Here is a 23,442-nt window from a genome sequence, read left to right on the forward strand (position 1 = left end):
ACGGGCCCTTCGTACGACAGGTTCGTACGAAGGGCCCGTTCGTGCGGACGCGGGGTGGCGCCGGCGCGGGGTGGCGGTGCCGCTCAGGCCCCGCGGACGATCCCCGCGACCAGCTCGGCGGCACCGGCGCGGTCGATCTCGCTCCGCTCGCCGGTGGCGCGGTCCTTGAGCTCCAGCTTCCCGTCGGCGAGCCCCCGCCCGACGACGACGATCGTCGGGACCCCGATCAGCTCGGCGTCGGCGAACTTCACGCCGGGGCTGGCCTTGCGGTCGTCGAGGACGACCGACAGGCCGTGGGCCTCCAGCTCGGCGGCGACGGCTTCGCCGCCCTCCAGCAGCTCCGCGGACTTGCCCGCGACGACGACGTGCACGTCGAACGGCGAGACCGAGCGCGGCCACACGAGGCCCGAGCCGTCGTGGGACTGCTCGGCGACCGCGGCGACCAGCCGGGACACGCCGATGCCGTAGGAGCCCATCGTGATCCGGACCGGCTTGGAGTCCGGGCCCAGCGCGTCGAGGGAGAAGGCGTCGGCGTACTTGCGGCCGAGCTGGAAGATGTGCCCGATCTCGATGCCGCGGGCGGCCTCCAGCACGCCGGTGCCGTCCGGGGACGGGTCCCCCGCGCGCACCTCGGCGGCCTCGATCGTGCCGTCCGGGGTGAAGTCGCGGCCCGCGACGAGGTCGACGACGTGGTGGTCGGACTTGTCCGCACCGGTGACCCAGGCGGTGCCGGTGACGATCCGCGGGTCGACGAGGTAGCGGACGCCGTTCGCGGCGAGCGCGCCCGGGCCGATGTAGCCCTTCACGAGGAACGCGTTGCGCGCGAAGTCGGCCTCGTCGAGGAGCTCGACCTGGGCCGGCTCCAGCGCGGCCTCGAGGCGCTTCATGTCGACCTCGCGGTCGCCCGGGACGCCGATCCCCAGCAGCTCCCACTCGGCCGCGCCCGGCTGCCGCGTCTTGACCAGCACGTTCTTCAGCGTGTCGGCCGCGGTGAAGGTCCGCTCGGCGCCGAGGCTCGTTCCGCTGACGCTGCTCTCGCGGTGCGCGTTGAGGAAGTCGACCAGCGACTCGATGGTCGGGGTGTCCGGGGTGTGGTGCACCTGCGCCGCGGGCAGCCCGTCGAGCGGGATCGCCGGGGGCGCGGGCGTCGTGACGGCCTCGACGTTGGCCGCGTAGCCGCCGGGACCGCGGACGAAGGTGTCCTCACCGGTCTCGGACTCGGCGAGGAACTCCTCCGACGCCGACCCGCCCATCGCACCCGAGGTCGCGGACACGATCACGTAGCGCAGCCCGAGCCGGTCGAAGATCTTCACGTAGGCGTCGCGGTGCTTGCGGTAGGACTCCGACAGGCCCTCGTCGGTGAGGTCGAAGGAGTAGGAGTCCTTCATGAGGAACTCGCGGCCGCGCAGGATGCCCGCGCGGGGCCGCTCCTCGTCGCGGTACTTGTTCTGGATCTGGTACAGGATGACCGGGTAGTCCTTGTACGACGAGTACTCGCCCTTGACCGCGAGGGTGAACAGCTCCTCGTGGGTCGGGCCGAGCAGGTAGTCACCGCCCTTGCGGTCCTTCAGGCGGAACAGGTTCGGGCCGTACTCGGTCCACCGGTTCGTCGCCTCGTAGGGCTCGCGCGGCAGCAGCGCCGGGAACTGGATCTCCTGGCCGCCCATGGCGTCCATCTCCTCGCGCACCACGTTCTCGATGCGGCGGAGCACCTTGAGACCGAGCGGGAGCCAGGAGTACACGCCCGGGGCCACGCGACGGACGTAACCGGCGCGGACCAGCAGCTTGTGGCTGGGTACCTCCGCGTCGGCCGGGTCCTCACGCAGGGTGCGCAGGAACAGCGACGACATCCGGGTCAACACCTGCAGAAGGGTAGCGAGGGACCCCGGAGCCGCTCATCCCGGTTCCGGAGCGGGCAGACTCGGGGCATGGGAGACGAACAGCACGAGCTGCTCGCGGGGGCACGCCAGGGCGTCCTCGCGACGATCAAGCGCAGTGGCATGCCCCAGCTGTCGCCGGTGACGCCGTACTACGACCGGGCGGCCGGGACGGTGCAGGTGTCGATGACCGAGGGGCGGGCGAAGACCGCGAACCTGCGGCGGGACCCGCGGGCGGCGCTGTCGGTGGAGAGCACCGACGGCCGCTCCTGGGCGACGGCCGAGGGCCCGGTGGAGCTGCTCGGCCCCGACGACTCCCCCGACGGCCCCGCCGTGCAGGCGCTGGTCGACTGGTACCGCGCCGCCGCCGGGGAGCACCCGGACTGGGACGAGTACCGCGAGGTCATGGTCCGGGACCGGCGGGTGCTGATGACGATGCGGGTGCAGCGCGTCTACGGCGAGAACCTGGGCTGACCGCAGCGGGGCGGGCGGAGCCGTCGGCCCCGCCCGCCCCGTCCCGCGGTGGCTCAGTGCACGAGCGGGGGCTCCCCGGCCGTGACCGGCGCGCCCTCCCCCGCGACGGTCGCGGCGGGCTCCCGCTCCGGGTCCCAGCGCAGCACCGTCGAGGCGACGAACCCGATGGCCGGGGCGATCGCCGTCGCCAGGATCGCGCCCTGCGGCCCGACCGTGGCCAGCAGCAGCGGGAACACGAACAGCCCGATCGCGGCACCGGTGCTGCCCGCGGTGTTGGTGACACCGGACCCCAGCGCCCGCAGGTGGCTGGGGTAGGCCAGCGCGGCCAGGCTCGCGCCGCCCGGCGCCGGGCCCGCCGAGTGCAGCAGCAGGAACGCCGCCGGGATCGCGATGGCCGCCCAGGTCGGCAGCGTGTGGAAGAACAGGCCCAGCAGCACGATCAGCACGGTCACGCCGGCGAAGCCGATCTGCATCGACCGCCGGATCCGCAGGGCGGCGGCGACCCGGGTCGACCCGAACCCCCCGATGATGCCGAAGACGTTGAACAGGACCGCGCCGAGCGTGGCCGCGACGAAGCCCTCACCGAACAGCTGCAGGGCGATGATCGGCAGGTACCAGCCGATCGCGTAGTACTCCAGGCCCTGCATCATGAAGGTGATCGACGCGAGCAGGGTGCGGCGCCGGTAGCGCCCGCCGAACATCTCGGCCATCCCCTGCATGCCGGTGACCTGCACGACGTCGCGGGCGGGCGGCACGTCCGCGTCGGGCTGCTCGACGTCGACGACGTAGACGGTGCGCAGCGCGCGGGCGGCCTCGCGGACCCGGCCGCGGGCGGCGAGCCAGCGCGGCGACTCGGGCAGCAGGAACCACTGCGCGACACCCAGCAGGGCCGCGATCACGCCGGCGCTGGCGAGCGACCAGCGCCAGATGTCGTCGCCGACGCCGAGGGAGTACACGGCCACGGTGAGCAGCAGGTTCGACGTCGTCGCGACGTACCACATGCCCTGCCAGCGGTTGAGCCGTCCCTGGTGGCGGCGCGGCAGCCACTCCGCGATGTAGGCCATGACGACGGCGAAGTCCAGCGCCCAGGAGGCACCGGCCAGGACCCGGGACACGACCAGCAGCTCGAACGACGGCCAGGCGATCGCCAGCACCGTCGAGACGACGGCGAGCACCTTGGCCAGCAGGATCATCGGCAGCCGGCCCCAGCGGTCGGACAGGCGTCCGGCGACCGGGCAGAGCAGCAGCGCGACGAGCATCGACGTGCTGGTGACGACCGACAGCTCCAGCGGGGTGAGCGCGAGCTGGCGGTTCAGCGCGTCCAGGGCGGAGCCGAGCGCGGCGCTGGAGTAGGCCTCGAAGAAGATGCCGCCCAGGGCGAGCACCCAGACCCAGCGCATCCGGCCGGTGGTGCCGCGGGAGGCCTCGATGGCCTCCACGACGTCGGCCTCGGAGCGGACGGGCAGCGGCGTGGCGGGAGAGGTCGTCGTCATCGGGTCCGGCCTCACACGAACAGCGCGTCGTTGACAGCGATGCCGTGGGCACGGCAGTACGTCACGTAGTGCTCGATGAACCAGAAGACGTCCATCATCTCGTCGAGGGCGCCGTGGTCGTCGTAGAACTCCAGGGTGCCCTCCATCCAGAACAGGGTCTTCATGCCGTTCGGGTCGTCGCAGACCAGGGTGTGCTGCACGCCCGGGTTCTCGTGCACGTAGGCGCCGGGGGTGGCGACCCAGTCGTACTCCTCGTAGCGCCACGAGCCCTCCAGGCAGAAGCCGCGCACCGCGCCGGAGTGCCGGTGCACGCCGAGCCGGCCGCCGCCCTTGACCCACAGGATGTTGGAGAACTTGTTGTTGCGGACGTCGAAGGCGAGGTGGCGGATCGCCGCGTTGTCGCCCCACGGGACCCACGGCGAGGCCTCCTCCGACGGCGGCACGTGGATGTCGGGGACCTCGAACTCGCGGGTGATCGCCAGCCGCGACGCCGGGTAGGGGCCTGCCGGGTCGGCGTCGGGTGTGGTGGGCGGGTCGAACAGCTGCGTCATGGTGACTCCCTGCGTCTCTGCATCGGAGTCCCGCCGAGCGGGACCGGCAGAACGTAGGCGGCCGGTGGCCCGGCTCACATGTGCGTGCGCGCAGGAGCGGTTGCCGATTCGCGCAGCGCGTCGCGCCAGTCCCGCGGCGACGCGCCGTGCCGTGCCTTGAACGAGCGGGAGAACTGCGACGGGTCGCCGAACCCGACGGCGTGCGCGACCTCGGTGACGGTCCGGCCCGCCGGGTCGGCGAGCAGGTCCGCGGCCCGGTCCAGGCGGGCGGCCAGCAGCTCGCGCGCCGGCGACGCCCCGACCTCGGCGAACGCGACCTGCAGCGTCCGCAGCGACACGTGCAGCGCGGCCGCGATCCGCGCCGGGTCGAGCGACGGGTCGCCGAGCCGGTCGCGCAGCACCGCGGTGGCGCGGGCCCGCAGCACCGCCCGGGCGTCGCCCGGGTCCTCCCCGGCCGAGCCGAGCGCGGCGGCGAGCAGCGCGATCGTCGACGCCCGCACCCCGACGTGGTCGTGCATCCGGCCCAGCTCGGCCAGTCGCAGCACGAAGGGCGCGGTGAGCGACCCGACCGGGCTCTCGGCGCCGATGCGGACCGCGGTCGACCAGCTCGGGGGCGCGGCGAAGCCCGCGGTCCGGAACCGCTCCGCGGGCACCTTGAGCACCGTGAGGTCGAACGGTTCGTGGGACTCGATGAGACAGGCCCGCGACGCGTCGTAGGAGGCCAGGTCGCCCGGGCGCAGCAGCGCGGTGCGCCCGTCCTGCTCGACGTGCAGCACCCCGGACCGGGGCAGCATCACGAAGATCGTGGCGGCGTCGCGGTCCGGCGCCCGGACGACGGCGTGCGGGTCCGCCCGCAGCGTGCTGACCTCCAGGTCGTCGACCCGGTGGACCTCCAGCTCGGCGGCGAACGAGCCGGTGGTGTGCGGCCGGAACTCCAGCGGGACGTAGACGTCGCTGATCACCGACTGCCAGTGCCGGGCCTGCCGGTGCGGCGCGAGCGCGCTGGTGTCGATCCTCATCGTCCGTCGTACCTCCTCGTACCACGGCCGCTCGCCCTGCGCGGATTGCCGGGTGCGCTGCGCTGCGCGCCATGTCGCTCGGCGATCGGTCGACCTACGTTACGGCCCGACACCGCCGTCGGCCCAGAGGAGAACCATGATCGCCGCCGTCACCACCGACGCGCGACGCCTCGTCGTGACCGAGGTCCCCGACCCGGTCCCCGGCCCGGACGAGGTGCTGCTGCGGCCGCTCGTCGTGGGGGTCTGCGGGTCGGACCTGCACCTGTTCGACGGCGACGCCGGCGCGCTGTCCGGCGCCGAGCGCGGGCTGCCCCGCATCCAGGGCCACGAGATCGCCGCCGAGGTGCTCGACGACCCGTCGGGCCGGTTCGCCGCCGGGGCCCGCGTCGCGGTGTGGCCGCTGCTGTCCTGCGGGACCTGCCGACTGTGCACCGCGGGGGCGGTCAACGCCTGCCCGTCGCTGCGCGTCATCGGGGTGCACCTCGACGGCGGCCTGGCCGGGGCGCTGGCCGTGCCCGCGGCGAACGTCGTCCCGGTCGGCGACGTGGCCCCGGCGACCGCCGCGCTGGTCGAGCCGGTGTCGGTCGCGGTGCACGCCGTCGCCCGCGGCCGGGTCCGGCCCGGCGACCGGGCGGTCGTGTTCGGCGGCGGGGCCGTCGGTCAGGGCGTCTGCCTGGTCCTCGCCGACGCCGGCGTCCCGACCCTGCTCGTCGACCCCGCCCCCGCGCGGGTCCGGGCGGGCGCGCTGTGGGGCGCCGCCGGGACCACCACGACGACGCGCGACGGGCTCGCCGCCGAGGTCGAGGCCTGGTCCGGCGGGCAGGGGCCCGACCTTGTGGTCGACGCCACCGGCGTCCCCGCCGTGCTGGACACCGCGCTGCACCTGGTCCGGGCCGGCGGCACCGTCGTCGCGGTCGGGCTGACCTCCGCCGCGGGCCCGGTGCACACCGGGCTGCTGGCGGCGAAGGAGGTCGCGGTGCTCGGGTCGAGCTGCTGCACCGGCGCCGAGTTCGCCACCGCCGCCGCGCTGGTGGGCCGCTGGGCCGACGCCGTCGGCGCGCTGCCGGTCCGCCGCATCGGCCTGGCCGACACCGTGTCCGCCCTGTCCGGCCGGGACGCCGACGACGTGGTCAAGACCCTCGTCGACGTCACCGGCTGATCCCACCACCCCCACCACGAGAGGAACCACCGTGTCCCAGCCCGTCCCCGCCGTGTCGCTGTTCGACGTCGCCGGCCGCAGCTACGCCGTCACCGGCGGTGCGTCCGGCATCGGCCTCGCGATCGCGGAGGTGCTCGCCGACTCCGGCGCGCACGTCGCCCTGCTGGACCGCAGCCCCGACCGGGTCGGGGCCGAGACCGCCCGCCTGCGGGACCGCGGCGGGAAGGTCTCCGGGCACGTCGTGGACGTCACCGACGGCGCGGCCGTCGCCGGCGCACTGTCCGACGCCGACGCCGACGCGGGCCGCCTCGACGGGGTGTTCGCCAACGCCGGGATCTCGATCGGCGCGAGCTGGACCGAGCCGGGCTGGCGGATCGAGGAGTTCCCGATGGACTCCTGGGACACCGTGCGCGCGGTCAACCTCGACGGCGTGCTGCACACCGTGCGCGCCGCCGCCGCGATCCTGCGCCCGCGCGGCCGCGGCCGGATCGTGCTCACCGCGTCCACCGCGGGGCTGCGCACCGACCCGATGGTCGCCTACTCCTACACGAGCACGAAGGCCGCGGTGGTCAGCCTCGGCCGGCAGGCCGCACTGGACCTGGCCGGCTCCGGCGTGACGGTCAACGTGATCGCGCCCGGCCCGTTCCGGACGAACATCGGCGAGGGGTTCGACCCGGGCGAGGCGGTGTGGCGCGAGACCGTGCCCCTCGGCCGGATCGGGCACACCGACGAGCTGAAGGGCCTCGCGCTGCTCCTGGCCTCGGACGCGTCGAGCTACATGACCGGCGGGGTGTACCCGATCGACGGGGGTGCGCTGGCGCTCTCGCACACCCCCGCCTGAGCGGGCGTCAGACCGCCTCGTCGAGCAGTTCGGCCAGCAGCCGGGCCACCGTCGGCGTCTCCACCAGGAACCCGTCGTGCCCGTACGGCGAGTCGATCACCTTGAGCGGGTCGGCGCCGGGGATGCCGTCGGCCAGCTCCTGCTGCTCGGCGAGCGGGTAGAGCCGGTCGGAGGTGACCCCGGCGACGTAGGTCCTGGCCCGGACCCGCGACAGCGCCGACGCCACCCCGCCCCGGTCCCGGCCCACGTCGTGGTGGTTCATCGCCTGGGTCAGCCGCACGTAGGACGCGGCGTCGAAGCGGTGCACCAGCTTGTGCGCGTGGTGGTCCAGGTAGGACTCCACGGCGTAGCGGCCGCCGGCGAAGGGGTCCTCACCGGACTGCGGGTCACGGCCGAACCGGGTCGCCAGCTCGAAGCCCGACCGGTACGACAGGTGCGCGATCCGCCGCGCGACACCCAGTCCGCGCCAGGGCCCCTCGGGCGTGTCGTGGTAGTCACCGCCGTGCCAGTGCGGGTCGGAGGTGATGGCCTGGATCTGCGGGCTCGCCCAGCCGATCTGGTCCGCCGACGACGCCGCGGGCCCGGCGAGCAGGAACAGCCGCCGTACCCGGTCGGGCTCGGTGGCCGCCCACTCCAGGGACCGCATGGACCCCATCGAGCCGCCGATCACGCAGGCGAACGCGTCGATGCCGAGCGCGTCGGCCAGGTACTGCTCGGCGACGACGGTGTCCCGCACGGTGACCGTCGGGAACCGGCTGCCCCAGGTCCGCCCGTCCGGCGCACGGGACGCCGGACCGGTGCTGCCCTGGCAGCCGCCGACCGCGTTCGGCGCGACGACGAACCAGCGGGCCGGGTCCAGCGGTCCGCCCGGCTCGATCAGCCCGGGCCACCAGCCGGACGTCGGGTGCCCGGGGCCGGCGGGGCCCTCCAGGTGCGCGTCGCCGGTGAGGGCGTGCAGGACGAGGACGGCGTTGGAGCCGTCCGGTGCGAGCTCGCCCCAGGTCTCGTAGGCCAGGCGCACGCCCGGCAGCTCCCCGCCGGCCGCCAGCTTCAGCGGCGCGGGCAGGTCGAGGAAGTGGCGGCGGCCGGGGTCGTCCCCCTCCCGCCAGGCGCCGCTGGCGGGAGGGAGCTCGATGTCGTTCACGGACACCAGGTAATCAGATCCGCTCTCAGGCGCCCTTCGCGGCGCGGAAACCGGCATCCAGGTCGGCCTTGAGGTCCTCGATGCCCTCGAGGCCCACCGACAGCCGGACCAGGCCCGGGGTCACGCCGGAGGCGAGCTGCTCCTCCGCGGAGAGCTGGCTGTGCGTGGTCGAGGCCGGGTGGATGACCAGGCTGCGGACGTCGCCGATGTTGGCGAGGTGGCTGTGCAGCTCGAGGGCGTTGACGAACTTCTTGCCCGCCTCGATGCCGCCCTGCAGCTCGAACGCCACGATCGCGCCACCGCCCTTGGGCAGGTACTTCTGCTGCAGGGCGTGCCACGGGCTGGACGGGAGACCGGCGTAGTGGACCTTCTCCACCTCGTCGCGGGCCTCGAGCCACTCGGCCAGCGCCTGGGCGTTCTGGTTGTGCCGGTCCATCCGCAGCGACAGCGTCTCGATGCCCTGGATGATCAGGAACGCGTTCTGCGGGGAGATCGCCGGGCCGAGGTCGCGCAGCAGCTGCACACGGGCCTTGATGATGTAGGCGATCGGGCCGACGGCGTCGGTGAACACCGCGCCGTGGTAGCTCGGGTCCGGGCTGGTCAGGCCGGGGAACTTGTCCTTATTGGCGACCCAGTCGAACTTCCCGGAGTCGACGATGATGCCGCCGACCGAGGTGCCGTGGCCGCCGAGGAACTTGGTCAGGGACTCGACGACGATGTCGGCGCCGTGCTCGATCGGCCGCACCAGGTACGGGGTCGGGACGGTGTTGTCGACGATCAGCGGGACCCCGGCGGAGTGCGCGACACCGGCGACGGCGGCGATGTCGAGGATGTTGCCGCGCGGGTTGCCCAGCGTCTCGCCGTAGAGGGCCTTGGTGTTCGGCCGGATCGCGGCCTTCCACTCCTCCAGGTCGTCGGGGTCCTCCACGAAGGTGACCTCGATACCCATCTTCGGGAAGGTGTAGTGGAACTGGTTGTAGGTGCCGCCGTAGAGCGAGGCGCTGGAGACGATGTGGTCCCCGGCCTCGGCGATGTTCTGGATCGCGAGCGCCTGAGCGGCCTGCCCGGACGCGACGGCCAGGGCCGCGGCCCCGCCCTCCAGCGCGGCGACGCGCTGCTCCAGCACGTCCTGGGTGGGGTTCATGATCCGCGTGTAGATGTTGCCGAACTCGGCGAGCCCGAACAGGTTCGCGGCGTGGTCGGTGTCGCGGAAGACGTAGGACGTCGTCTGGTAGATCGGCGTGGCCCGGGCGTTCGTGGTCGGGTCGGGTGCGGCGCCGGCGTGCACCTGCTTGGTCTCGAACGACCAGTTGGCGGTGGTGTCGGGGTCGGTCACGGTGGGACTCCTCTTCGGGTCGACCGCCGGTGTGAGCGTGCCGAGGCGGGCCGGGCCCGGGTCGGTCGATCGCGGCGGCTTCAGGGCTGTGGCGGGGCGGACGCGTACGTGGGCCCTCGGACGAGCGCGGGTCAGCGGCAGGGGCGACAGGCCGCGCTCGTGATCCGCATGCAGTCGACGTGGATGCGCGCCACCAGGCAGGTCACGGGCCCGAACCTAGTGCGGTCCCCCGGCGGGCACAACGGCCGTGCGCGGCGATCACTACTCTGGTGCGCCGTGCTCGTCCTGCTGCCGCCCTCGGAGACCAAGCGTGACGGCGGCGACGGCCCGCCGCTCGACCTCGCCGCGCTCTCCCACGACGCCGACCTCGGCCCCGTCCGCACGGACCTCTGCGACGAGCTCGTCGCCCTGGCCGGCGACCGGCCGGCCGCGCGCGCCGCGCTCGGGGTGTCACAGCGCCAGGACGCCGAGATCGACCGCAACGCCGCGCTGCGCACGAACCCGACGCTGCCCGCGCTGGACCGCTACACCGGGGTCCTCTACGACGCCCTCGACGCCGGCTCCTTCACCCGCGCCACCCGGGACCGGGCCCGATCCCGGCTCGCGGTGTGCTCGGCGCTGTTCGGGCTGCTCGGGGCCGACGACCCGATCCCGCCCTACCGGCTCTCGGCGGGCTCGAAGCTGCCCGGCTCGGGCACCCTGGCGGCGCGCTGGCGCCCGGCGCTCGACCCGCTGCTGGCCCGCATCGCCGACGGCGAGCTCGTCGTCGACCTCCGCTCCGGCGGCTACGCCGCGCTCGGCACGGTCCCCGGCGCGGTGACGGTGAACGTGCTGGCCCGGCGACCGGACGGGAGCCGGTCGGTCGTCAGCCACCACAACAAGTCGCACAAGGGCGGCCTGGCCCGGCTGCTGGCGACCTCCCGGGCCGAGCCCGCCGACGCCGGCGCGGTGGCCCGGATCGCGCGGCGGGCGGGACATGTCGTCGAGCGCGACGGCGACCACCTGGATCTCGTCATCCCGGCCTGAACCCGCGCACCGAGTCGGACATACGGCATGATCCGGGCATGGTGGAGCAGCTGAACCTGTGGGTCGACGCCGTGGGCCCGGTGTGGCAGTTCCTGGCGGTGTTCGTGATCGGCGTGGTGCCGTTCCTGGAGTCCTACACGGGCACGCTGGTCGGGACGGTCACCGGCATGCCGGTGCTCCTCGCCGCCGCCGGGGCGATCGCGGGCAACGTGCTGGCCCTGGTCGTCGCGGTGCGGCTGGGCGACCGGGCCCGGCGGGACTCGGCCGCCGCGCGTCGCGGCCGCCGTCGGAACGGCGGCAGAAGGTGATCGCCCGGGTGGACCGCTACGGCGTCCCGGTCGCGTCGCTGCTGGCCCCGACCCTGATGGCGATCTCGGTGACCGCGTTCGGGATGGTCGCCGCGGGACTGGACCGGCGCCAGGTCGTGGTCTGGCAGGTCGTGGCCGTCGTGGTGTGGGCGGCGTTGTTCGCCGCGATCGGGCTCGGCGCACTCAGCGCCCTCGGCTGAGCGCAGGGCCCGCGCGGGGACGGAAAACCGGTGGCGGGCCGGGACGGCGTCCGGCAGGGTCGCCACCGGCCGGAGGGACCGGTGGCGCGGCAGGGCCGCGCGGTGCGAGCGGGGAGGTGCGTACCGATGGCCGTCCGTCGTGTCCGGGTGCGCAGCGCGTGCCCGCCCGCACCGTCCCCGTCGCGCGGCACGACCGGTCCCTGAGGACCGGCTCCGCGCGGCACCCCCTGCCGCCTCCGGAGCCGCACGTGTACTCCTCCGACCGTCCCGACCCCGTCCGTCGTCGCCGCCGCCGTTTCGACGACGAGCCCCGCCCCCGTCCCGGCCGCGCCGACAGCGCCGCGCTCGCCCTGGACGGCCGGGCCGGGCACGACCCCGACACCGCCGAGGTCCCCGGCGGTGGTGACCGCTGGTCCACCTGGCCCGGGCTGCCCGCCGGCGCCCGTGGCCCGCACCCCCGCCCCGGCTGGCTGGTGACCGACACCGGCGCCGTCGACCACGAGCGCGGGGTGCTCAAGACCGGCAAGGAGGCCGACGTGCACCTCGTCGAACGCGGACTCCCCGGCCACGACGGGGTGCTGCTCGCCGCCAAGCGCTACCGCGACCCCGCGCACCGCATGTTCCACCGCGACGCCGGCTACCTGGAGGGGCGCCGCGTCCGGCGCTCCCGGGAGACACGGGCGATGGCGCAGCGCACCGCGCTGGGCCGCGACCTCATCGCCGGGCAGTGGGCGGCGGCCGAGTTCGCCGCGCTCGCCCGGCTGCACTCCGCGGGCGCCCCGGTGCCCTACCCGGTGTCGGTCGACGGGACCGAGGTCCTGCTGGAGTTCCTCGGCACGCCCGACGGGCGCGCCGCACCCCGGCTCGCCGGGCTGCGCCCGGACGCGGGCGAGCTGACCGCGCTGTGGCACGACCTCGTCGACGCCCTCGGCGTGCTCGCCGACCTCGGCTGGGCACACGGCGACCTGTCGGCCTACAACGTGCTCGTCCACCACGGCCGGGCGGTGCTGATCGACCTGCCACAGGTCGTCGACGTCGTCGGGAACCCGCAGGGACCGGAGTTCCTGGACCGTGACGTCCGACGCATCGGCGACTGGTTCGTCGCCCGCGGGCTCGACCCCGCCGCACCCGGTCGGCTCCTCACCGAGCTGCGGGAACGCACCCTGCTGGGCTGACCCGCCCCGCCGTTCCCCGGGGCGCGACGCGGCGTCACGCGTCGCGCCCCGGCGGCCCGGCACCGGGGAGCACGGGTACGGCGCGTAGTGTGGATCGACGAGCGCCCGGCCGCCAGAGCCGCCGGGCCGAGCCCTTCCATCACGGAGCGCGCACCGCGACGACGCGCCGCCGCGCCCGGGCCCGTCGGCCGAGCACACCTCCCCCGAGGTCTCCGCAGGACGTGCCACGTTCTCGAGGAGACCTGTCTTGACCAGGCCGCAGTTCCGCCCGCCGTCGTCCGACGCCGGCACCACGTCCGACCGTCCCGCCCGCCGGCGGGCCACCCGCCCGTCCGGGCCGTCCGCCGACGGTGGCGCCCACCGCGGGTCGGCCCGGCGCGACGACCGCCGCGCCGAGACCCGCGGCGACGACCGCCGCGACCGTCCCGCCCGCGACGACGACCGCCGCGACGCCCCGCGTCCGGCCCGGGGCGCCCGCACCGGCGGCCCCGCCCGCGGCGAGCGCTCCGGCGCCCCCCGTGGGGACCGCTCCGCCCGGGGCGAGCGCTCCGGCGACGGCGGCGGCAACCGCGCCGAGCGTCGTGAGCACCTCCAGGACGGGAGCCGGGTCGACCGCGGCCCCGCCCGGTCCGCGCAGCGCGGCGGTGACCGTCCGGCCGCCCGCCGCGGCCGCCGCGGTGGTGGTGGCGGCGGCGCCGCGGCGGCGCGGCCGGCCCCGGCCCGCGCCGCCGCCGCCCCGAAGGCGGAGCCGGAGCCGCAGTGGGTCGAGCCCGAGGACGGCATGCCGTCGTTCGCCGAGCTGGGCCTGCCCGAGCGCCTGACCAAGGCACTGGCCGAGCAGGGCTTCACCGCCCCGTTCCCGGTGCAGGCGGCCACGCTGCCCGACACCCTCGCCGGGCGCGACCTGCTCGGACGCGGCCAGACCGGGTCCGGCAAGACCCTCGCCTTCGGGCTCGCGCTGCTGGCCCGCCTGGCCGGGGAGCGCTCCCGCCCGACCGCCCCGCGCGGTCTGGTGCTGGTCCCGACCCGCGAGCTCGCCACCCAGGTCGTCGCGGTCCTGGCACCGCTGGCGAAGGCGGTCGACCTGCGGGTGACCGACATCGTCGGCGGGATGTCGATGAACAAGCAGGTCGCCGAGCTCCGGCGCGGGGTCGACCTGCTGGTCGCCACCCCGGGCCGGCTGTCCGACCACCTGCAGCAGCGCACCTGCGACCTGTCCGAGGTCACGATCACCGCGCTGGACGAGGCCGACCGCATGGCCGACATGGGCTTCCTGCCCCAGGTCCGCGCGATCCTCGACCGCACCCCCGCCGACGGGCAGCGCCTGCTGTTCTCCGCGACCCTCGACGGCGACGTCGACACGCTGGTCCGGCGCCACCTCACCGACCCGGTGACCCGCTCGGTCGCCCCGCCGACCGGCAGCGTCGCGACGATGGAGCACCACGTGCTCGTCGTCGACCGCGACGACCGGTCCCGCGTCGTCGCCGAGATCGCCGCCCGGGAGGGCCGCACGATCCTGTTCGTGCGCACCAAGCACGGCGCCGACCGGATGGTGCGGGTGCTGCGCCGCGAGGGCGTCGCCGCCGGGCCGCTGCACGGTGGCCGCTCGCAGAGCCAGCGCAACCGCGCGCTCGACGACTTCCGCTCCGGCGCGGTGCCGGTGCTCGTCGCGACCGACGTCGCGGCCCGCGGCATCCACATCGACGACGTCGGGCTCGTCGTGCACGTCGACCCGCCCGCCGACCCCAAGGCCTACCTGCACCGTGCCGGGCGTACCGCCCGGGCCGGTGAGGACGGCGTCGTGGTGACGCTGGCGATGCCCGAGCAGCGCGCCGAGGTGGACCTGCTCACCCGCCAGGCCGGGGTGTCCGCCGAGGTCTCGACGGTCCGCCCGGGGCACCCGGACCTGGTCCGCGTGACCGGCTCACGGGAGCCGTCCGGCGAGCCGATCGTCGTCGCCAAGCCGCCGAAGCCGACTCCCCGCCGCCGCCCGGCCGCGGGCGGGACCGCGCGCACCGACCGGCCGCGCCGACGGCGCTGACCTCCCCGGGTCGCGGCCGGCGCCCCGGCCGCGACCCGTGCGGGTCAGCCTCGCCGCGCCTGCCGGCGCAGCTGCAGGATCCGGCCCGTCCCGGGCACGGCGACCAGCAGGATCCCGGCGATCGCGGCGAACAGCAGCGCCACCCCGGTGGGCAGCGTCCCGGTCAGCCACAGGAAGTTGATCGCGACCGGCTCGGTGTTCTGCAGGATGAACACCAGCAGGAAGATCAGCACGACCGCCGAGAGGATCAGCGCGGCCCACAGCCCGCCGGTGCGGGTGTGCGGGATCGCGCGCTTCTCGGTGGTGGCCTCGGAGCCCGGGCCGCCGCCCTCCACCGGCACCGCCACGGTCGGCTGGTCGGCCGTGGGGTCGGGTGTGCGCAGCGCCGGATGGGTCGCCGGGTCCGCCGTCGGGTCCTCCGGTCCGACCCGCCCCCAGGCCGGGGAGTCGCCGCCCCGTCGGTCGTCGCTCATCCGTTCCGCCTTCCTCTCCCAGCGTGTCCGCTCGTGCACCCTCCGGTTCCGGGCACGCGCGGGAGTATCCCGCACTCGGCGTCCCGGCGACGGCGACGCGCGGGGCACGCCCGCCGTCCGGTCGTGCGCCACCGGCCGAGGAACTACCGTCGGGCCGGCAGCGCCGCCGAACCCCGCGAGGAGCGCACGTGGACCACGCCGAGGCCGTCCGGGTCTTCTTCGCCGCCGCACCGGAGGGGATCGAGGTGCCCGGCGCGGTGACCGGCGGCGCACCGGCCCGCCGGCTGCGCGACGCGCTCGAACCGGTCGCGATGCACGACGTCTGGTCCTCCCGGGTCGGCGACGCCGTCGGCGCCCGCGGCCTGGACTTCTTCACCGCCTACGTCGGCGGGCGCGGCGGACCGTTCGGCGGCCGGGCGCCGGGGGCGCTGGTCGCCGCCGCGTTCGCCGTGTTCGAGCCCGGGTTCGTCGGCTCCACCTGGGAGGACGCGCTGCGCCTCGTCGACGTCGAGGAGCTGCAGCAGCTGCGCGACGCCGAGACCGCCGCGAGTCTGCGCGCGGTCCTCGGCGAGGAGACCGACGCGGGCCGCGTCGCCGAGGTCGCCGGGATCCTGGAGCGCGCCGTCGACGCGGTGTCCGGCGCGGGTAGGCCGCTGTTCTCCGCCCTGCGTGCCCGGCCCCGTCCGCAGGATCCGGCCGGGCGGCTGTGGCGGGCCGCCGACCTGGTGCGCGAGCACCGCGGCGACGGCCACGTGGCCGCCTCCGTCGCGGCCGGGCTGGACCCGGTGCGGATGGGCGTCCTCGCCGAGCTGTGGGTCGGCTACCCGCTCGGCGAGTACTCCGGCACCCGCGCCTGGCCGCAGGACATGGCCGACGCGGGCGCCCGCAGGCTCGCCGAGGAGGGCCTGACCACCTCCGCCGGGCCCGACGCCGCCCTCACCGACGACGGCCGCCGCTTCCGCGACCGGGTCGAGGCCGCCACCGACGCCTCCCAGGACGACCTGGTCGCCGCGCTGGGCGACGACCTCGACGGCGTCACCGCCGACCTGGACCGCTGGTCGCAGGCCTGCATCGACGCCGGGCAGTTCCCGCCGGACCTGCGCAAGCGTGCCGCGGGCTGAGCCCCGCTCAGGAGCGGCGGCGCTCCATCGGGACGTGCGGGATGCCGTCCTCGACGAACCGCTCCCCCGCCGGCACGAATCCGTGCCGGGCGTAGAACGGCTCCTGGACCTCCTGGGCGTCGAGCACGCAGGGGCGGTCGCCCACCTCGGCGAGCACCGAGTCCATCAGCCGGTGCCCCAGCCCGCGCCCGCGCGCGTCGGCGCGGGTGCAGACCCGGCCGATCCGCAGCACCCCGCCGGGGTCGGCCAGCAGCCGCAGGGTCGCGACGACCGTGCCGCCGTCGGCCAGCCAGTGGTGCCGGGTGCGCGGTTCGAGGTCGCGCCCGTCGAGCTCCTGGTAGGGGCACTCCTGCTCGACGACGAAGATCGCGGTGCGCAGCGCGAGCAGCGCGTACAGGGTGGCCGGGTCGAGGTCGGCGGCCCAGGCGCGGTGCAGGGTCGGGGTCGCCGCGGCCGGTGTGGGAACGGTCATCCGCAGAGGGGTACCAGAGCGTCGCGGGCCCGCGGAAGCGGTTAGCCTCGCGACGTGGCCCACCATGATCTGGTCGTCATCGGCACCGGTTCCGGAAACACCTTCCTCGACGAACGCTTCGCCGATCTCGACGTCGCGATCGTCGAGCACGGGGTGTTCGGCGGGACCTGCCTGAACGTCGGCTGCATCCCGACCAAGATGTACGTCTACGCCGCGGACGTCGCCGAGACCATCCGGCACGCGCACACCTACGGCGTCGACGGCACCGTCGACAAGGTCCGCTGGACCGACATCCGGGACCGGGTGTTCGGCCGGATCGACCCGATCTCCGACGGTGGGCGCTCCTATCGGGTCGACCGCAGCCCCAACGTCACCGTGTACTTCGGGCACGCCCGCTTCACCGGCGAGCGCGAGCTGGGCGTCGAGCGCACCGACGGCTCCGGCACCGACACCGTCACCGGCGACCGGATCGTCATCGCCGCCGGGTCGCGGCCGAGCATCCCGCCGCTGGTCCGCGACGCCGGCGTGCCGTTCGAGACCTCCGACACGGTGATGCGGATCGACGACGTCCCGCGCCGGCTCGCGATCCTCGGCGGCGGCTACATCGCGTCCGAGTTCGCGCACGTGTTCTCCGCGCTCGGCGCCGAGGTGACCGTCATCGCCCGCGGACCGAAGCTGCTGCGCCACCTCGACGACACGCTGTCCGACCGGTTCACCGAGGTCGCCACCGCCCGCTGGGACTGCCGGCTGGGCCGTCAGGTCACCGCGCTGTCCGGCGACGGCAGCGGCGGCCCCGGCGAGGTGGAGATCACCCTCGACGACGGCTCCACCGTCGTCGCCGACACGCTGCTCGTCGCCACCGGCCGGATGCCCAACGGCGACCGGATGGACCTGGACCGGGGCGGCGTGACCGTGCACGCCGACGGCCGGGTCGCCGTCGACGAGTACCAGCGCAGCGTGTCCGCGGCGGGCGTGTGGGCGCTGGGCGACGTGAGCTCCCCGCACCAGCTCAAGCACGTGGCCAACCACGAGGCCAAGATCGTCGGGCACAACCTGGCGCACCCGGACGACCTGCGCGCCACCAACCACGACTTCGTCCCGGCGGCGGTGTTCACCGAGCCGCAGATCGCCTCGGTCGGGATGACCGAGACCGAGGCCCGCGACGCCGGGTTCGACATCGCGGTCAAGGTGCAGAACGTCGGCGACGTCGCCTACGGCTGGGCGATGGAGGACCGCACCGGCATCTGCAAGCTGGTCGCGGAGAAGGGCACCGGACGGCTGCTGGGCGCGCACCTGCTCGGGCCGCAGGCGTCGACGCTGGTCCAGCAGCTGATCCAGGCGATGGTGTTCGGCCAGACCGTCTCCGAGATCGCGACCGGGCAGTACTGGATCCACCCGGCGCTGCCCGAGGTCATCGAGAACGCCCTGCTCGGCCTGGAGATCTGAGGATCAGCCGGCGGCGCGCTCGGCCGGGTCGAGCGGCTCGCCGGGCGCCTCCGGACGCGGTCGCGCCTCCGGGTCGTACGTCGTCGCCGGGCGGGTCTCCCCGCGCAGCTCCTCGAGCAGCCCGGTCACCGCGTCCATGATCTTCGCGGTGGCCGCGTCGAGGGTGGTCTTCGTGAGCGGCTTCCCGGCGAACTCCGAGAGGTCCACCGGGGGGCCGAGCGCGACCGTGACCCGCTTGCGCGGGAACGGCGTCGGCTTCCCGTCGGCGGGCAGGAAGTCCTGGGTGCCCCAGTTCGCCATGGGGATCACCGGGGCGCCGGAGCGCAGCGCGATCCGGGCGACGCCGTTCTTCGGCTTCATCGGCCAGTGCCCGGGGTCGCGGGTGTAGGTGCCCTCCGGGTAGATCGCGACGATCTCCCCGCGCTCCAGGGCGTCGATCGAGCCGGTGAACGACTCCGCCGCCCGCTTCGACGACCGGTACACCGGGATGTGCCCGCCGTGCCCGAGCACCCACTTGACCACCGGCACCGACCACAGCTCGCCCTTGGCCAGGAACCGCGGGATCCGGCCGTGCGCGGTGCCGAAGGCGATATCGAAGATCGGGTCGGAGAACGAGACGTGGTTGCCGACCAGCAGGGCGCCGCCGGTGCGCGGCAGGTGCTCCGCGCCGCGCCAGCCCAGCCGGGTCCCGAAGACGACGAACGGCCAGATCACCGCGATCGCGAGCCCGAACCAGAAGCCCGACCCGCGACGCCGGCGTCGCACCGTCGCCACGACCTTCTGCCACACCGTCAGCTCCGGTGGCACGCCCATCGTCGTCGTCCTCTCCCCGCCCGTCCGTCCGCGGCGCCCGGTCCCGGGCACGCGACCATCTTCGCCCCTCACCACGACCGGATGCGTCCGTGGTCCTACCCACCCCGGCCGCGACCACCGGAGGTGATGCACACCTCACCCGTTCGAGCGGTCCCCGCGCGCCGAGATGTCTCGACGAGCGAGGTACTGCGGACCCGATCTAGGGTCGACGGGTACGCACCGGTCGCGGACCGTGTCCGGGCCGACCCGATGTGAGGACGGTCCCACCGACCGGCCACCACCGGGCCGCCGGACGAACACGCGCCGAGACCGTCCCGGTGCCCCGTGCACCCCGTCCCCTGCGAGGCGCCCCGTGCCCGATCCGAGTCCGTGGCTGGAGAACGCCGGCGACCGACACCCCGAACCGGCCGGTGTCGTGCTCGTCGCCCACGGCGGGAAGTCGCACTCCACGGCGCCCGCCCGGCGCGGGCTGGCCCTGCTGCGCATGCTGCCGTTCGCGCACTCCCTGGAGCGCGGCGGGCGCGCCCACCGGACCGGGACGGGCTCGGGCGTCGCGGTGCACCTGCTGCGCTACCGGGTGCGGGGCTGGAACGGCCCGGCCATGGATGCCTACCGCGACGCCGAGTGGGCCGTCCACGAGCTCACGCGCCGCTACCCGGGCCGTCCGGTCGTGCTCGTCGGGCACTCGATGGGTGCCCGCGCGGTGCTGCGGGCGGCGGGCGCACCCGGCGTCGTCGCGGTGTGCGGGCTCGCCCCCTGGCTGGAGGGCTCCGACCCGGTCGACCAGCTCGCCGGGCGGTCGGTGCTGATCGCGCACGGCGACCGGGAGCGGATGACCGACCCCGCGGCGTCCTACGCCTACGCCCTGCGCGCCCGGTCGGTGACCGACCGGGTCGCCCGCTTCGACGTGCTCGGCGACGGCCACGCCATGCTCCGCCGCGCCGGTGACTGGACCTCCCTGGTGCGACGTTTCGCACTCGGCGAGCTCGGGGCCGAACCCCGTGACCCGGTCATCGCGAACGCCATGGCGGAACCCGCCCCGGCCGGGCTGCGGGTCGCCCTCGAAGGAGTTGACAGGTGAGTGCACCGCAGGCGCGTCCGACCGTCGCCGTGGTCGGCAGCGGGGTGTCCGGTCTGACGGCCGCCTACCTGCTGTCCCGCAGCCACGACGTGACGCTGTACGAGGCCGACGCCCGCCCGGGCGGGCACGCCCACACCCACGAGCTGGCGTCCTCGGACGGCGGGACCACCCACGTCGACTCCGGGTTCATCGTCCACAACGACCGCACCTACCCGAACCTGCTGCGCCTGTTCGGCGAGCTGGGGGTGGCCACCCAGGACTCCGACATGTCGATGTCGGTGCGCTGCGACGGCTGCGGGCTGGAGTACGCCGGTGCCCGCAAGCTGGGCGGTCTGTTCCCGCAGGCCTCCAACGTGGCCCGGCCGGCCTACCTGCGGATGCTCGGCGAGGTCGTGCGGTTCCACCGGCACGCACGCCGGGTCCTGGCCGAGGAGTCCGCCGGCGATGTGACGCTCGGGGCGTTCCTCGCGATCGGCGGCTACTCCCGCTACTTCGTGCAGCACTTCATGATCCCGGTGGTGTCCTGCGTGTGGTCGGCGGGCGCGGCGCTCTCGCTGGACTACCCGGCGCGCTACCTGTTCACCTTCCTCGACCACCACGGCATGCTCGGGATCGGCGGCTCCCCGCAGTGGCGGACCGTCACCGGCGGGTCCCGCTCCTACGTGGACCGTGTCGTCAAGCAGCTCCCGGCGGTGCGCACCGCGACGCCGGTCCGCTCGGTCCTGCGCTCGACCGCGGGCGTCGAGGTCCGCGACGACGCCGACACCGTCGCCGCGTTCGACCACGTCGTGCTCGCGACCCACCCCGACCAGGCGCTGGCGGTCCTCGGCGACGGCGCCACCGCCGACGAGCGGGCCGTGCTGGGGGCGTTCACCTACTCCCGCAACGAGACCTGGCTGCACCACGACACCTCGCTGCTGCCGCGCCGGTCCGGCGCCCGGGCGTCCTGGAACTACCTCAAGCCCGCCTGTGCGGACGCCACGGGCGGGCCGGGCGGATCCGACGGCACCGCGGCCCCGGTCCTGGTCAGCTACGACATGAACCGGCTGATGCGCCTCACCGACCCCGACGACTGGGTGGTCACGCTGAACGGCGCCGGGCGGATCGACCCGGACGCCGTCGTCGCGCGGATGACCTACGAGCACCCGGTGTACACGCCGGACTCGGTGGCCGCCCAGCGCCGCCTGCCGGAGCTGAACACCCCGGTCACCGCCTACGCCGGTGCCTACCACGGCTGGGGCTTCCACGAGGACGGCTGCGCCTCGGGCGTGCGCGCCGCCCGCGCGCTCGGGGTGAGCTGGTGAACACCCCGGCGCTCTACGACGCCGAGGTCCGTCACGCCCGCCGGCGCGACCTGGAGACGGCGTTCTCGCATTCGATCTACTACTGGCTCGTCGACCTGGACGCGCTGCCGCGGCTGCCGTTCTGGCTGCGCCCGTTCGCCCGCTTCGACGCCCGCGACCACCTCGGGGACCCGGAGCGCGGGATCCGGGAGAACGTCGACACCTACCTGGCCGCACACGGCATCGACCTGGCCGGGGGCCGGGTCCTGATGCTCGCCCACGCCCGGGTGCTCGGCTACGTGTTCAACCCGATCTCGGTGTTCTGGTGCCACCGCGCCGACGGCACGCTCGCCTGCGTGGTCGCGGAGGTGCACAACACCTACGGCGAGCGGCACTGCTACCTGCTGCACCCGGACCCGTCGGGGCGGGCGGGCGTGGACAAGGAGTTCTACGTCTCGCCGTTCCTCACGGTCGACGGTCACTACACGATGCGCCTGCCCGAGCCCGACGACCGGCTCGGCATCGCGATCACGCTGCACCAGGACGGTGCGCCCGCGTTCGTCGCCACCCTGGCCGGGATCCGCAGGCCCGCGACCGCCCGGCAGGTGGCGCGCACGGTGCTGCGCCGCCCGCTGGTCACCCAGCGGACCGCGGCGCTGATCCGGCGCCACGGCATCGCGCTGTGGACGAAGCTGCCGGTCGTGCCGAAACCGGCCCGGCCACCACAGAACCGCGCGGGCCTCCCCGACGAACACTCCACACAGGATCAGCACCAGGAAGGGGTCACGCGATGACCATGCAGCACGACGGGATCGCCGTGCCCACCCCCGGTGGCGTGCGCGGCACCCGGCCCCGTACGCACGCCGTGCCCCGCCCCAACGAGGGTGTGTGGCCCGGTCTGGCGACACCGCCCGTGGCTCCGGCCAAGGCCCGGATCGCGGAGTCGCTGTTCCGCAACGCGGTCCGGTCGCTGCCGGTGCGGGTGGTGTTCCCCGGCGGGGAGCGGCTCGGTGCGGGCGGCCCGACCTCGCCGGTCATGCGCATCGAGCGCCCGTCGGCGTTCTTCCACCGGCTCGGCGCGAACTCCAAGATCGGGTTCGGCGAGTCGTACATGGTCGGCGACTGGACGACCACCGACCTGCCCGGGCTGCTCACCCCGTTCGCCGCCCGGCTGTCGACGCTGGTGCCGCCCGCCCTGCAGCGGCTGGGCCGCCGGTTCGCCGAGGCCCGCCAGCCCACCGCCGAGGTCAACTCGGTCGAGGGGTCGCGGGAGAACATCCACCGCCACTACGACCTGTCCAACGAGCTGTTCGCGCTGTTCCTCGACGACACCATGTCCTACTCCGCCGGCTGGTTCGCCGACGGTTCCGACGACCTCGTCCTCGCCCAGGAACGCAAGATCGACGGCATCCTGGACATGGCGGGCGTCGAGGCCGGGATGCACGTGCTGGAGATCGGCACCGGCTGGGGCGGGCTCGCGACGCGGGCCGCGCAGCGCGGCGCCCGGGTCACCACGCTGACGATCTCGCAGGAGCAGAAGACCCTCGCCGAGGCGCGGCTCGCCGAGGCGGGCGTGGCCGACCGGGTGCAGGTGCTGCTGCGCGACTACCGCGAGGCCCAGGGCTCCTACGACGCCGTCGTGTCGGTCGAGATGATCGAGGCCGTCGGCGTCGAGTACTGGCCGACGTACTTCGCCGCGCTGGACCGGCTGCTCAAGCCGGGCGGGCGGGTCGGCCTGCAGTCGATCACCATGCCGCACGACCGGATGATGGTCGCCCGCAACGACTACACCTGGATCCACAAGTACGTCTTCCCCGGCGGGATCATCCCGTCGGTCGAGGCCATCGAGGACAACCTCGCCCGGCACACCGGCGGGCTGCGCGTCGCCGAGCGCCGGAGCCTGGGCTACGACTACGCCCGCACCCTGGGCCACTGGCGCACCCGCTTCCTCGCGCGGTGGGACGAGGTCGAGGCGCTCGGCTTCGACGAGACGTTCCGGCGGATGTGGGAGTTCTACCTCGGCTACTGCGAGGCCGGGTTCCGCGTCGGCTACCTCGACGTCGTCCAGTTCTCGCTGCAGCGCCGCCCGTCCTTCTGAGAGGTGCCCCC

General features: G+C 74.8%; 23 protein-coding genes. 14 read left to right on the plus strand and 9 right to left on the minus strand.

The genetic code is table 11. From position 1 onward, the window contains the following. Window positions 1-83: 83 nt before the first annotated feature. Window positions 84-1,862: a proline--tRNA ligase gene (locus tag ND486_RS14835; RefSeq protein WP_226365949.1), complete on the minus strand. Its 1,779-nt coding sequence runs from the start codon at window positions 1,860-1,862 to the stop codon at window positions 84-86. A 66-nt stretch (window positions 1,863-1,928) separates the two neighbouring features. Here ND486_RS14835 and ND486_RS14840 point away from each other — a divergent pair, with 66 nt between their 5' ends. Then, complete coding sequence (locus ND486_RS14840; protein ID WP_224403181.1) at window positions 1,929-2,351, plus strand: PPOX class F420-dependent oxidoreductase; 423 nt, start codon at window positions 1,929-1,931, stop codon at window positions 2,349-2,351. Between the two features lie 53 nt (window positions 2,352-2,404). On the opposite strand, the gene ND486_RS14845 is transcribed toward ND486_RS14840, so the two are convergent. From ND486_RS14845 to ND486_RS14855, 3 genes are all read right to left on the minus strand, one after another. Continuing rightward, complete coding sequence (locus tag ND486_RS14845) at window positions 2,405-3,844, minus strand: MFS transporter (protein WP_251784802.1); 1,440 nt, start codon at window positions 3,842-3,844, stop codon at window positions 2,405-2,407. 11 nt (window positions 3,845-3,855) lie between these two features. Beyond that, a complete protein-coding gene (locus ND486_RS14850; RefSeq protein WP_226365951.1) occupies window positions 3,856-4,395 on the minus strand; it encodes a 2,4'-dihydroxyacetophenone dioxygenase family protein in 540 nt (179 codons plus the stop codon). A 74-nt stretch (window positions 4,396-4,469) separates the two neighbouring features. Further along, entirely contained in the window at window positions 4,470-5,414 is a 945-nt protein-coding gene (locus ND486_RS14855; protein WP_062401101.1) for a helix-turn-helix domain-containing protein, read from the minus strand. 136 nt (window positions 5,415-5,550) lie between these two features. On the opposite strand from ND486_RS14855, the gene ND486_RS14860 reads away from it, so the two are divergent. Continuing rightward, window positions 5,551-6,573, plus strand: a complete 1,023-nt coding sequence (locus ND486_RS14860) for a zinc-binding dehydrogenase (protein ID WP_251784803.1) — start codon at window positions 5,551-5,553, stop codon at window positions 6,571-6,573. Window positions 6,574-6,604: 31 nt separating this feature from the next. Continuing rightward, a complete protein-coding gene (locus ND486_RS14865) occupies window positions 6,605-7,414 on the plus strand; it encodes an SDR family NAD(P)-dependent oxidoreductase (RefSeq protein ID WP_224403183.1) in 810 nt (269 codons plus the stop codon). Window positions 7,415-7,421: 7 nt separating this feature from the next. Here the strand turns inward: ND486_RS14865 and ND486_RS14870 are convergent, their stop codons facing one another. After that, window positions 7,422-8,558: a homoserine O-acetyltransferase gene (locus ND486_RS14870; RefSeq protein WP_251784910.1), complete on the minus strand. Its 1,137-nt coding sequence runs from the start codon at window positions 8,556-8,558 to the stop codon at window positions 7,422-7,424. Window positions 8,559-8,583: 25 nt separating this feature from the next. Then, window positions 8,584-9,894: a bifunctional o-acetylhomoserine/o-acetylserine sulfhydrylase gene (locus tag ND486_RS14875; RefSeq protein ID WP_251784804.1), complete on the minus strand. Its 1,311-nt coding sequence runs from the start codon at window positions 9,892-9,894 to the stop codon at window positions 8,584-8,586. A 276-nt stretch (window positions 9,895-10,170) separates the two neighbouring features. On the opposite strand from ND486_RS14875, the gene yaaA reads away from it, so the two are divergent. The 5 genes from yaaA (at window position 10,171) to ND486_RS14900 (ending at window position 14,644) form a co-directional block, all read left to right on the plus strand. After that, on the plus strand, window positions 10,171-10,920 hold the full coding sequence (gene yaaA / locus ND486_RS14880; RefSeq protein WP_251784805.1) for a peroxide stress protein YaaA: 750 nt from the start codon (window positions 10,171-10,173) through the stop codon (window positions 10,918-10,920). A 38-nt stretch (window positions 10,921-10,958) separates the two neighbouring features. Further along, a complete protein-coding gene (locus ND486_RS14885; RefSeq protein WP_251784806.1) occupies window positions 10,959-11,228 on the plus strand; it encodes a hypothetical protein in 270 nt (89 codons plus the stop codon). A gap of 8 nt (window positions 11,229-11,236) precedes the next feature. Further along, window positions 11,237-11,428 (plus strand): hypothetical protein, encoded by a 192-nt coding sequence (locus ND486_RS14890; RefSeq protein WP_251784807.1) that lies wholly within the window; start codon window positions 11,237-11,239, stop codon window positions 11,426-11,428. 248 nt (window positions 11,429-11,676) lie between these two features. After that, entirely contained in the window at window positions 11,677-12,603 is a 927-nt protein-coding gene (locus ND486_RS14895; RefSeq protein WP_251784808.1) for an RIO1 family regulatory kinase/ATPase, read from the plus strand. 247 nt (window positions 12,604-12,850) lie between these two features. Next, on the plus strand, window positions 12,851-14,644 hold the full coding sequence (locus ND486_RS14900; RefSeq protein WP_374231414.1) for a DEAD/DEAH box helicase: 1,794 nt from the start codon (window positions 12,851-12,853) through the stop codon (window positions 14,642-14,644). A 44-nt stretch (window positions 14,645-14,688) separates the two neighbouring features. Here the strand turns inward: ND486_RS14900 and ND486_RS14905 are convergent, their stop codons facing one another. Beyond that, a complete protein-coding gene (locus tag ND486_RS14905) occupies window positions 14,689-15,117 on the minus strand; it encodes a lipopolysaccharide assembly LapA domain-containing protein (RefSeq protein ID WP_178376818.1) in 429 nt (142 codons plus the stop codon). Between the two features lie 188 nt (window positions 15,118-15,305). On the opposite strand from ND486_RS14905, the gene ND486_RS14910 reads away from it, so the two are divergent. Continuing rightward, the gene (locus tag ND486_RS14910) at window positions 15,306-16,238 is read left to right on the plus strand and encodes a hypothetical protein (protein ID WP_251784809.1); all 933 of its coding nucleotides are present in this window, start codon (window positions 15,306-15,308) and stop codon (window positions 16,236-16,238) included. 7 nt (window positions 16,239-16,245) lie between these two features. Here the strand turns inward: ND486_RS14910 and ND486_RS14915 are convergent, their stop codons facing one another. Further along, on the minus strand, window positions 16,246-16,710 hold the full coding sequence (locus ND486_RS14915; RefSeq protein ID WP_178376820.1) for a GNAT family N-acetyltransferase: 465 nt from the start codon (window positions 16,708-16,710) through the stop codon (window positions 16,246-16,248). A gap of 54 nt (window positions 16,711-16,764) precedes the next feature. Here ND486_RS14915 and ND486_RS14920 point away from each other — a divergent pair, with 54 nt between their 5' ends. Continuing rightward, the gene (locus tag ND486_RS14920; RefSeq protein WP_251784810.1) at window positions 16,765-18,156 is read left to right on the plus strand and encodes a mycothione reductase; all 1,392 of its coding nucleotides are present in this window, start codon (window positions 16,765-16,767) and stop codon (window positions 18,154-18,156) included. A 3-nt stretch (window positions 18,157-18,159) separates the two neighbouring features. Here ND486_RS14920 and ND486_RS14925 read toward each other — a convergent pair whose 3' ends face one another. Continuing rightward, window positions 18,160-18,969 (minus strand): 1-acyl-sn-glycerol-3-phosphate acyltransferase, encoded by an 810-nt coding sequence (locus tag ND486_RS14925; protein WP_226355786.1) that lies wholly within the window; start codon window positions 18,967-18,969, stop codon window positions 18,160-18,162. Between the two features lie 352 nt (window positions 18,970-19,321). On the opposite strand from ND486_RS14925, the gene ND486_RS14930 reads away from it, so the two are divergent. Genes ND486_RS14930 through ND486_RS14945 form a run of 4 tightly spaced genes read left to right on the plus strand, consistent with a single transcriptional unit; the run spans window position 19,322 to window position 23,431 of the window. Beyond that, a complete protein-coding gene (locus tag ND486_RS14930) occupies window positions 19,322-20,050 on the plus strand; it encodes an alpha/beta fold hydrolase (protein WP_251784811.1) in 729 nt (242 codons plus the stop codon). Beyond that, complete coding sequence (locus ND486_RS14935) at window positions 20,047-21,354, plus strand: FAD-dependent oxidoreductase (protein WP_251784812.1); 1,308 nt, start codon at window positions 20,047-20,049, stop codon at window positions 21,352-21,354. The genes ND486_RS14930 and ND486_RS14935 overlap by 4 nt, the downstream gene beginning before the upstream one ends. Next, entirely contained in the window at window positions 21,351-22,127 is a 777-nt protein-coding gene (locus tag ND486_RS14940) for a DUF1365 domain-containing protein (RefSeq protein WP_251784813.1), read from the plus strand. The genes ND486_RS14935 and ND486_RS14940 overlap by 4 nt, the downstream gene beginning before the upstream one ends. Next, window positions 22,124-23,431 carry a cyclopropane-fatty-acyl-phospholipid synthase family protein gene (locus ND486_RS14945; RefSeq protein WP_251784814.1) on the plus strand — a complete coding sequence of 436 codons (1,308 nt, stop codon included), beginning with the start codon at window positions 22,124-22,126 and terminating at the stop codon, window positions 23,429-23,431. Before ND486_RS14940 ends, ND486_RS14945 begins: the two co-directional genes overlap by 4 nt. Window positions 23,432-23,442: the final 11 nt, after the last annotated feature.

It is taken from the genome of Pseudonocardia sp. DR1-2 (assembly GCF_023717215.1).
Classification (GTDB): domain Bacteria; phylum Actinomycetota; class Actinomycetes; order Mycobacteriales; family Pseudonocardiaceae; genus Pseudonocardia; species Pseudonocardia alni.